Source organism: Cupriavidus sp. IDO, from assembly GCF_000812465.1.
In the GTDB taxonomy this organism is placed as follows: Bacteria; Pseudomonadota; Gammaproteobacteria; order Burkholderiales; family Burkholderiaceae; genus Cupriavidus.
This window is the reverse complement of the sequence record NZ_JWMA01000117.1, coordinates 1-9,608: the sequence shown is the minus strand read 5'-3', so window position 1 is coordinate 9,608 and position 9,608 is coordinate 1. Positions and strand designations below refer to the sequence as shown.

Here is a 9,608-nt window from a genome sequence, read left to right as displayed (position 1 = left end):
CACGCGCCCATAATGAGAAGGTCGTGCCGCCTGCCACCCTGCAAACTCTGGGTGGCAGGTCATTTCCTTCTTATTACCACGTGCTTCCGATTAGGCGAACAAGGGCAAGTCGATTGGGGTCACTTCGGCCATCTGCAGATCGGCCGCGCACGCCGGCCGCTGATGGCCTTCGTGATGGTGCTGTCGTGGTCGCGGCAGATTTATCTGCGCTTCTACCTCGATGCACGCATGGACAGCTTCCTGGCCGGCCATGCCGGTGCCTTCGAAGCCTGGTCCGGCCTTCCCAGGGTCCTGCTCTACGACAACCTGAAGAGCGCCGTGCTGGAACGCCAGGGCGATGCGATCCGTTTCCATCCGACACTGCTCGCGTTCGCGGCGCATCACCGCTACGAGCCCCGGCCGGTTGCCGTCGCCCGTGGCAACGAGAAGGGGCGCGTCGAGCGCGCCATCCGCTACGTGCGCGAGAACTTCTTCGCCGGACGCACCGTGACCGACCTCGATGAGCTCAACGCACAAGCCGCCCATTGGTGTGCGGGACTTGCGGCCGATCGCCCCTGCCGGGAGGAACCCACGATCAGCGTACGCGAGGCCTTCACTCGTGAGCAACCCAGCCTGCTCGCCTTGCCGGAGAATCCCTATCCATGCGAACTGCAACTGGCTGTCAAGGTCGGCAAGACACCGTATGTGCGCTTCGATCTGAATGACTACACGATCCCGCATACCCACGTGCGACGCACGCTCACCGTGCGGGCCAGTCCCCGGCAGGTACGCATCCTCGATGGCGCGGAGCTGCTCGCCACTCATGAGCGCAGTTACGATCGCGGCGCGCAGATAGAGATTGCCGCGCACATCAACGCCTTGGTCGAACGCAAACGCGAAGCCCGCCACCATCGCGGACTTGACCATCTGGCTCGGGCGGCGCCGGCCAGCCAGGCGCTGCTGCAGCGCGCAGCGGAACGGGGCGGCAATCTGGGCAACATCACCACCCACCTGCTGCGACTGCTCGACCGTTATGGCGCCGCTGAACTGCAAGCGGCGATCGAGGAAATCCTCGCCAGCGATGCGGCGCCTCACCAGAATCCGGTGCGCCTGGCGCTGGAGCGCCGGCGCGAGGCGCGCCAGGCACCGCCGCCCGTGGGCATCCATCTACCTGAACACGTCCGGCACAAGGACAAGCTGGTGATACCCCACCGCCTCGACATCTACGATCAGATCACGGGAGATGCCAATGAACACGCCTGAGACCCTGCAAAGCCGTGCGAACGCCTTGCGCCTGCATGGGCTACTGGCGCACTGGCCGGAGGTCGCCGACGCCGGCTGGGTGGCGCCGCTGCTGCAATGGGAAGAAGAGGAGCGCTCGCGCCGCTCGCTGGAGCGACGCATCCGGGATGCCCGCCTGGGCAACTTCAAGCCCTTGTGCGACTTCGACTGGGCCTGGCCGACGCGCTGCGACCGGGCCGCCGTCGAAGAATTGATGTCGCTGGAGTTCGTCAAGGACTCGGCCAACGTCGTGCTGATCGGCCCGAACGGCGTCGGCAAATCGACCCTGGCGCTGAATCTGGCCTATCAGGCGCTCGTCCAAGGGCACACGGCGCTGTTCACCACCGCCGGCCAGATGCTCGGCGAGCTGGCCGCCCTCGACAGCGATTCGGCCTTGCGTCGACGCCTACACCGCTATGCCTCGCCGGACGTGCTGGTCATCGACGAGGTCGGCTACCTGTCGTACTCGAACCGACATGCCGATCTGCTGTTCGAGCTCATCAGTCGCCGATATGGCGCCACCAGTACGGTGGTTACAACAAACAGACCATTCGCCGAATGGTCTGAGGTGTTCCCGAATGCCGCCTGCGTCGTCTCGCTGGTTGACCGACTGGTGCATCGTGCCGAAGTCATCGCGATCGAGGGCGAGTCGTATCGCGTCAAGGAAGCGCGTGAGCGGGCCGATCAGCGAGCAAAGAAACGCAGCGTGGCCCGGGCGGAGAAAAAGCCATCATGACGCATCTGCACCTGCCTTCAGGCATCACCAACGGCCTGGACTTCCTGATCCCAGACAACTGGTCCCCAGAACAGGCCCTCGCCGTCGTCGAACTCATCGACGATCTACGCGAGCGGATCTGCGCGCACTACCAGCTCGCGCTACATGACCTGCTGAGTGAGCAGCGCTCGCCCCCCGAGAAAGGCCTCGACGATCCGTTCTAACCAGCACCGTCCCTCCCAAACTGCAAGGGGCCGCGTGCGGCCCCTTGCTTACCCAACCATACGCCACCATTTACTGTCGCTTTTACACCGCCGTCAACACCAGTGTGCCGGCATCCTACCGCGCCACGGATGCCATTGAATTTTACCTGCAGCCCGTGCCGGATGGCGTGTGGGAAAACAATGTGACGGTTCGGTCTACGCGAGCTGCACGCATGTATGAGCCCGGACAATGGATCTCCCGGGTCTCTCCAACTCCACTGCTGATGGTTGTGGCCACTCAGGACACCATCACGCTCACCGATCTTGAACTCGCGGCCTATGAACGAGCGCTCCAGCCCAAACACCCGGTGACCATCAAGGGGGGCCACTTCGATCCGTACCTGTCTGGCTTCTCCCGGTCCAGTGAGGCTGCAGTTGAATGGTTCAAGCAGCGCCTTGGCTAACTTCCGCATTGACGATAAAGGACTTCTCCATGCCTCATTTGACGGTCAGCTTTGACGATAGTATTGCCACAATCGTTCTGGATCGCCCTCCACAGAACCGCATTGATGGCCAGATGATTGACGAATTGGCTGCGGCAATCACAGCCATTGAATTCAGCGACGCTCGTGCGGTGCTCGTACGGAGTGAAGGTGACAATTTCTCCTTCGGCGGAGATATCATGAATTGGCCGGATGCCAGTGCCAGTGCTCGGGAGCTCCGCGCGCTCTTTGGGCACTACATGTCGGTCTTCAACCGATTCGAGCGCATCCCCCTGCCCGTTATAGCGGCTGTGCAGGGGCTGTGTTTAGGCGGCGGGTTCGAACTGGCGCTGCGCGCGGATGTGATTTTCGCTGCGGAGTTGGCCACGTTTGGACACCCGGAACAAACCCTCGGTATTGTCACCTTGCTTGGTGGTGTCTACCGCGTTGCGGAGCGCGCTGGCCGCTCGCGCGCGTCAGAATGGGCCATGACGTCTTCAAGGGTTCCGGCAACCACGATGGAGCACTTCGGCGTCGTCAATCGCGTGGTCGCTGACGTTGCTCTTCTGACCGAAGCTCGTGCCTTCGCTCTGAACGTTGCGCACGGGCCCACTCGCGCTTACGCCGCGCACAAGGCTTTGCTGCGAGCGTGGGCTGTGGGGGGCGTTTCCGCTGCGGACGAAGCCATGTTTGACATCGCCATGCCGTTGTTCGAGACCGACGACGTCCAGCGAGGCTTACATTCCGCTGTCGATGCCCTGAAGGCCGGCCTACCTCGTCCCGTCTTGGACTTCAACGGTCGCTAACAGTAGCAAATGGTTCGATGTCCCCCCAGGATGCGCGATTGTGTTTAGCTAGGCCTCCTACTGGCTATAGCGTTGCGTTGCGGGCAGACGCCGAACTTGTATTGAAGAGGAATACACCGCGATGAACTAACGGAACCAACGAAGCCGGCGCGGCCAGCGCGAGCTTGTCGGTAGCGCCAGCGAGCTACGTACCGGCCAGCAGCGCAGCGAGCGTTGCCATGGCAATGTGCCGTCGCCCCGGCCAGCAAACTGGGCGTGGGCGGCCAATACGGGGCGCCACGACTGGATGGACTCACATACGCCGCTGGCTTGTTTGGACTGATGGCCCCACAAGGCTCCGGGCCTTGCGCCATCTGCTAATCTCTCTGACCACGCGGTTCGGCTAGGACCGATATCTTTTCGGAGTCAAACGGCTAGCAGCAGGTATGGTTGTCGCCAAAGCGTGTAGGGCGAGAGAACTTCTCATATCGGGTGCTCTCGATCCTATGCGATCACGTCATTGACGCCCTCTCCTCCCTTCCCTTCAAGGGCGCGGAATGGCGGATTCTTCCTGGGTGACCGCGGTTCGGCCGCAAATACCGCACCCTAGAGACGCGGCATTGCGGTCCATTCTCTATACGTCACCCAAATCCTTTTCCTGCCCACAAGGCTATTGGATCCGCGCATGGTGGCCATTGCCCTGGCTGCTCCGCGCGAGCCCTGATCTCCTCAGGGTTGGGGTAATCGCGGCATCGCCAAGGACGGGGACACATTAGAAAATTAGTAAGAAAATTCCTATGTACAAATAGGGGATGCTTACAAAAATATTGAGGGACGAACAAGCTAGCGTAGCTCTTTTCGAGCTATGATTTTCAAAGATTCGTCTGGAACTGACCCCACTCACCCAACTGAGCTACCGGGATAACGGAATCCCTTCTGCCGGTGCTGCAGCCCTCACCTGGATAGGAGTAAGGATCGACAGCGAATCGCACGGTTCGTCGCGCGGTGTTCGAATGACAGCGCTGTCCCGGACGTATAACATTGGGATGATTCACATCCGTCGATCTCGCCCTCAAGCCCCTTCTTACCCCGGCAGGACTAACTCCTGCTGAACACGCCAGCCTTCGCTGGACACACAGTAGACCCGGGGAGTTTCACCCCCAGCACCGGGTCACCGGAAGCAGTCACCCGCCTCCGGTTCCCACAGAACGTAGCGTGCGGATTTCCCCAGCGGAGGCATTGGCTTGCAGCGTGCCGTTGAAAGATTCGAGGTACTGCTGCGGGTGGATGCCCTTGCGATCCGGTGTATAGGCGAACCAGACCGCCGGCGGCGTCATGTCGCCTGAGTCCCGGTCGTCGCGCACGTCTTCCTCTTGCCATTGCCCGGCGCAAGCACCGGCACTGGCGTATCGTCGGCATGCAGTTTCGTGGCTGCCACGGAATATGTGCCAGCCGGCCTCCGGGAGTGGTTTGCGTGGCTCCTGTTCCGGAGACGCGCTATGCTCGCTCGCCTGCTGGGCGTCTCTGCTTTCGCAATGAGTGGACTCAGTGCGGACGCGCGCTAGTCACGGACTCGCAACAATTGTCGCGGCACATGATCCGAATCCAATGGAGGCAAAGCCCGTCCTCTCGCATCGCCCTTGCAGAGTCACTTCGTCCCCTTCAAGCAAGAACGTTCGACGCTCACCATTTGGAAGGTTGATTGGCTGCTGCCCCCCGACCGTCAGTTCCAGCATGCTGCCCAGTTCGGCGTTCGTCGGGCCGGAGATCGTACCTGTACCAATCAAGTCTCCAGGCAACAGATTACAGCCATTGACTGTATGGTGCGCAACCATCTGTGCGGGTGTCCAGTAGAGATGCCGGGAGTTTGAGTTAAGAATTTCCACGGCTAGATCCCCACGCTCACGCATCTTTTCCGTGGACAGAAGAACGCGAAGTCCGATGTCAAAAGCGCCGGATTCCTGATCTTCAGAATCAAATAAATACGGGAGCGGATTGGGCTCGTCGGCTCTACGCGCCAGCGCGGGTACCCGAAACGGTAGCAGTGCCTCGGCGGTTACAATCCACGGTGACACGGTCGTCGCGAAACTTTTGCTCAAGAAGGGTCCCAATGGAAACATCTCCCATCGCTGAATATCGCGCGCCGACCAATCATTGAGGAGTGAGAAGCCAGCAATCTGTTTGCTGGCAGAGCCAATTTGCACGGAGGTGCCTTGAGGATTTCCGGTCCCAACGTAGAATCCAATCTCCAATTCGAAGTCGAGCCGCTCGCATGGTCCAAATCCAGGCGCTTCACCACGCGATTTTGGCGGGCGTTGACCGAGAGGTCTGCGCACCATAGCGCCGCTCACCTGCACTGACGAGGCTCGGCCGTGATACGCGATAGGTACCCACTTGTAATTGGTCGGCAACGGGTCGTCTGGTGTTAACTGCGCACCAGCAGCGATAGCATGGTAAATCCCCGCATAGAAGTCCGTATAGTTCGAAATTGAGGTCGGCCTATGGAGCTTGCAGGCCGACATCTCGTGCAGTAGACGCGTTGCATGTGAGCGAACACCTTCGCCCGATTGGTGAGCGTCGAGCACTTCTCCCACGTGTCGGCGGAGTTGCGAGAGCGCCGGCTGTCCTAGTGAAATCAGCGCATTCAAGGACGATGAGTGTACTGCTTCCTCTGGAAGCGAATTCGGCAGCAGCCCTAGTTTGTGAGCTTCCACGAGGTCAAGAATCTGGTCGCCAATCGCGATTCCCGGACGGGGAGCATCTTCCGAACCGCAGCTAAAGATTCCAAGGGGAAGATTTTGGATTGGAAAATCTCCGGCAGGGTCGTTCGCAGATTCGACCCAGCTTTTTCTGGCCGGGTCATGCGTTTCGTTCAGGGGCACTGCAGTCATGCTTTCACCTCAAGAGTTTCAGCAGCATCTCTAGTCATTCAGGCCTCATCCTTCCCGTGTCCGGGATGGCGAATGACCTCACTTCGCGGCAAAAAGTACATCTTGATCGGCCTCGGGAAGAAGGACGCCGTTCTCGAACGCCTGGTAGCCAGGAATGTCGACGAGGAACATCACCACTTCGGTAATGGGTTCGCCTGTCGCGGAACTCCAAGCTTGCGCAAGCTTTAGCAGCAGCTCGCGCTTGAGCTCCTCCGAACGACGTCGGATCAGGCCGACCATACGAGTCCCTGGTGAGGCTTCCCCCGCAAGGAACAAGTTGCCGTGCGGCACCTCAACGAAGGAGCAACTGACATAGTCGGACGGCGCTCCCGTGACCTCACAATGTGTGGTGGTGACGGCACGAGCAATCTCTGCCTTGCGCTGAGCACTAATGCTCCCTGCCGTTACGGTGAATTGATAGAAGGGCATAGTCTTCTCCTTTAAGTCGGGATAGATTCAACGTCTGACGCGTGGTTTTTGTCGCCTAGATGGGAGGAACGCGTTTCCTTTGACAACAGCAGTGCTAGAAGCGAAATGCCACAAAGCGCGGCCATATAGATGCCAATGGAAAGCGGTCCAAAGCGTTCTAATAGCTGGGTCGCCACGATCGGGGTGATAGCGCCGCCCAGTACCGTGGCAATGTTGTAGGAGAGACCTGCTCCTGTGTATCGAAAGCGGGGTGCGAAGAGCTCGGGAAGATATGCACCGAGCGGGCCGTATGCGAGGCCAATCGCGGCTTGCAGAACGATCACGCCAGCCAGCAGTGCAACCGTGCCGCCGCCTTGAATGAGCGGAAAAAGGCCAAGAGCTGCCATCAGACACAAGCTGTTGCCAATGATCAGGACTCGCTTGCGACCGATCTTGTCGGACCAGACGGCGCCAAGGATTGTCGTGACTGCCAGCGACACACCCCCTGCCATGCCTATTAATAGGACAGTAGTGCGGTTAAGACCAAGATTTAGCGTTCCATAGCTCATCAGGTATGTGATGCCGAGATAGAAGAGACCGAACACCGCGATGGTGCTGCCAGTCGCTAGAACTAGCTCTCTACGCTGCGTGGTGAACAACTCGACTACGGGAAGTTTGACGACGCCCGATTTCTCAACGACTTTGTGTTGGAAGACGTCAGTCTCTTCGAGAGTTACCCGAATAATGAGCCCTACAACAATCAGGGCCGCACTGGTCAAGAATGGGATTCTCCACCCCCACGACAAGAACTCAGCGTTTGTCAGCGTGGAGGACGTAATGAGAAAGGTGGCGCTGGAGAGTAGGAAGCCAATCGCAGGTCCGAGTTGGGGAAACATCCCGTACTTGCCTCGCTCATGAGCGGGCGCACTCTCGGTCGTCACGAGACTCGCGCCCGCCCACTCTCCGCCCATTGCAAGGCCTTGTACGCATCTAAGGATGACTAACAGTACTGCAGCCATCGGGCCGACGGTCTCAGCGGTCGGGAGAAGTCCGATTCCCACAGTTGACAGACCCATTAGGAGTAGCGTCGCAACTAGGGTGTTCTTGCGGCCAAGCCTGTCACCGAAATGTCCAAAAAGGACAGCCCCAAACGGCCGGATGACGAACGCAACGCCAAAAGTTGCGAGCGCAACAGCAATTGCAGCAGCCGTTCCCAGTGATGGAAAGAAGATCTTGTCGAAGACAAGCGCGGCAGACGTCCCGAAGATGGTGAAGTCATAGAACTCAATGACCGTCCCCACCAAACTCGCCGTCGCAACGCGCCCCATCCGAGTACCAACAGTAGTCGTGGACATGTGGCTAACTCCGGGATCAATTGGCCTTGAGAGCTTTGAGATGAGGCGGCAGATTCTCAGCAAATTGAGCCCTGCCGTTTCCGAGCGAAAAGTCCTCGGGCCCCACCTCTAGCAAACTGACAAAGACATCTTGCGGACGGACTGCAAGGCGCTCGGATAGCAGCTCGGCCATGCGCCGGTACAAAGTGGCCTTTACCTCACGCGACCTTCCTGCGGCGAGCGTGATCTGTATGGCGATGAAGCCGTCAGTGCGGTCAATCTCATAAAAGCCAGGGTCATAGATGAGCTCACCAGGCTCATGCTGCGTGACGATCTGAAACCGGTCGCCAACTGGAATGCCAATCGTGTCAACCATCGATTGATGGATGGCGTCGGCAACACCGCGAGTGAACTCGGGCGTGGACTTGTTAAGAGAGATACGAACTAGCGGCATGTGTGTCTCCTTATGAAGGACGTCTTGTAGCGTCGATTCGCTATCGTCTTGCAACCGTAGCACACGAAAATAGGACGAACAAGTAAATTATCGATATTTCACACTTTCATTGATGGGCGACTGGAATCTCTGTATGATCCAAGAATGTCTACAATACCCCTCGACCCCCCAGCCGACGCCACCAGCCTGACCTACTCCACGTATCGCCGTCTTAGGGCTGAGGTGCTGTCCGGCAGGCAAAAGCCAGGCCATAAGCTCAAAATTCAAGAGCTTTCGGAGCAGCTGGAGGTGAGTCAGGGAGTGATTCGTGAGGCTCTTTCTCGGCTTGCTGCGGAAAGACTTGTTGTGGCCTCGCCGCAGCGGGGATTTCGCGTCACTCCGGTTACGGCCGACGAAGTGCGAGATCTCACGGTAGCGCGGGTCGAAGTTGAACTTGTATGCCTTCGGCGTTCAATCGCTCGCGGCGATGTAGCGTGGGAGGCGGGCGTTGTCTCTGCCCTGCACCAACTTAATCGAACGCCTTCAAATCCTGCGGAACTGGATGAGGGATGGATTGACGCCCACACGCAATTTCATGATTCGCTCGTCAGGGCGTGCGACAGCACATGGCTATTGAGGGTGCGCGAGCAGCTTGTTGTCCAAGGCGAGCGCTATCGTTGGATCAACGTTCGAATGTCCGACGAAAGCCGTGACTTGCGAGAAGAGCATCGTGAGATCGCTGACATGGCGATCAGCCGTAACGTCGAAAGAACCTGCGAACTAGTTGAGCATCACCTGCGGCATACGGAAACGCTCACGCTACGATCACTCGGGGCTGATTGACTTAGACGCATACGGAGCGTCTTCGCAGGCAGAACGACTTCTCCTCCTTCTTCTGCTGTCCCTGTGCCGCCACGCTACACGGGAACTGGTGTGGCGCCTGATGTCACGCGCTCCCGTCTAAGAAGGCCTAACAAAATGACTTCCTGAGGTGTCGCCAACAGATGATGCAACAGGCGATCTTCAGGAATGCTTCATGGATGGTGGCGAGGCGTTCG

The 9,608-nt window shown here is 58.9% G+C and carries 10 protein-coding genes and 2 pseudogenes; 6 read left to right on the top strand and 6 right to left on the bottom strand.

Annotated elements, in window-relative coordinates; genetic code table 11:
* The first annotated feature begins 12 nt into the window (after nucleotides 1-12).
* The 5 genes from istA to RM96_RS27160 are packed head-to-tail and all read left to right on the top strand — an operon-like array spanning nucleotide 13 to nucleotide 3,466.
* Complete coding sequence (gene istA / locus RM96_RS27180) at nucleotides 13-1,242, top strand: IS21 family transposase (RefSeq protein ID WP_443112279.1); 1,230 nt, start codon at nucleotides 13-15, stop codon at nucleotides 1,240-1,242.
* Complete coding sequence (istB, locus tag RM96_RS27175) at nucleotides 1,229-1,996, top strand: IS21-like element helper ATPase IstB (protein WP_039014847.1); 768 nt, start codon at nucleotides 1,229-1,231, stop codon at nucleotides 1,994-1,996. The genes istA and istB overlap by 14 nt, the downstream gene beginning before the upstream one ends.
* Entirely contained in the window at nucleotides 1,993-2,199 is a 207-nt protein-coding gene (locus RM96_RS27170) for a hypothetical protein (protein ID WP_039014846.1), read from the top strand. Before istB ends, RM96_RS27170 begins: the two co-directional genes overlap by 4 nt.
* Before the next feature lie 44 nt (nucleotides 2,200-2,243).
* Entirely contained in the window at nucleotides 2,244-2,642 is a 399-nt protein-coding gene (locus tag RM96_RS27165; RefSeq protein WP_238587431.1) for an alpha/beta hydrolase, read from the top strand.
* Between the two features lie 29 nt (nucleotides 2,643-2,671).
* Complete coding sequence (locus RM96_RS27160) at nucleotides 2,672-3,466, top strand: enoyl-CoA hydratase/isomerase family protein (protein ID WP_039014845.1); 795 nt, start codon at nucleotides 2,672-2,674, stop codon at nucleotides 3,464-3,466.
* A gap of 1,205 nt (nucleotides 3,467-4,671) precedes the next feature.
* On the opposite strand, the pseudogene RM96_RS37700 reads toward RM96_RS27160, so the two are convergent.
* The 5 genes and pseudogenes from RM96_RS37700 to RM96_RS27145 form a co-directional block, all read right to left on the bottom strand.
* A pseudogene (locus tag RM96_RS37700) lies at nucleotides 4,672-4,889 on the bottom strand (IS66 family transposase); the annotation flags it as partial.
* A gap of 121 nt (nucleotides 4,890-5,010) precedes the next feature.
* Nucleotides 5,011-6,336 (bottom strand): fumarylacetoacetase, encoded by a 1,326-nt coding sequence (gene fahA, locus RM96_RS37695; protein WP_082016726.1) that lies wholly within the window; start codon nucleotides 6,334-6,336, stop codon nucleotides 5,011-5,013.
* Nucleotides 6,337-6,414: 78 nt separating this feature from the next.
* Nucleotides 6,415-6,804, bottom strand: coding sequence for a tautomerase family protein (locus RM96_RS27155; RefSeq protein WP_039014844.1), 390 nt, complete (start codon nucleotides 6,802-6,804; stop codon nucleotides 6,415-6,417).
* 11 nt (nucleotides 6,805-6,815) lie between these two features.
* Complete coding sequence (locus tag RM96_RS27150; RefSeq protein ID WP_039014843.1) at nucleotides 6,816-8,138, bottom strand: MFS transporter; 1,323 nt, start codon at nucleotides 8,136-8,138, stop codon at nucleotides 6,816-6,818.
* A gap of 16 nt (nucleotides 8,139-8,154) precedes the next feature.
* The gene (locus tag RM96_RS27145) at nucleotides 8,155-8,571 is read right to left on the bottom strand and encodes a tautomerase family protein (RefSeq protein WP_039014842.1); all 417 of its coding nucleotides are present in this window, start codon (nucleotides 8,569-8,571) and stop codon (nucleotides 8,155-8,157) included.
* 144 nt (nucleotides 8,572-8,715) lie between these two features.
* Here RM96_RS27145 and RM96_RS37690 point away from each other — a divergent pair, with 144 nt between their 5' ends.
* A complete protein-coding gene (locus tag RM96_RS37690) occupies nucleotides 8,716-9,393 on the top strand; it encodes a GntR family transcriptional regulator (protein ID WP_082016725.1) in 678 nt (225 codons plus the stop codon).
* A 127-nt stretch (nucleotides 9,394-9,520) separates the two neighbouring features.
* On the opposite strand, the pseudogene RM96_RS38930 reads toward RM96_RS37690, so the two are convergent.
* Nucleotides 9,521-9,608: pseudogene (locus RM96_RS38930) on the bottom strand (IS5/IS1182 family transposase); the annotation flags it as partial.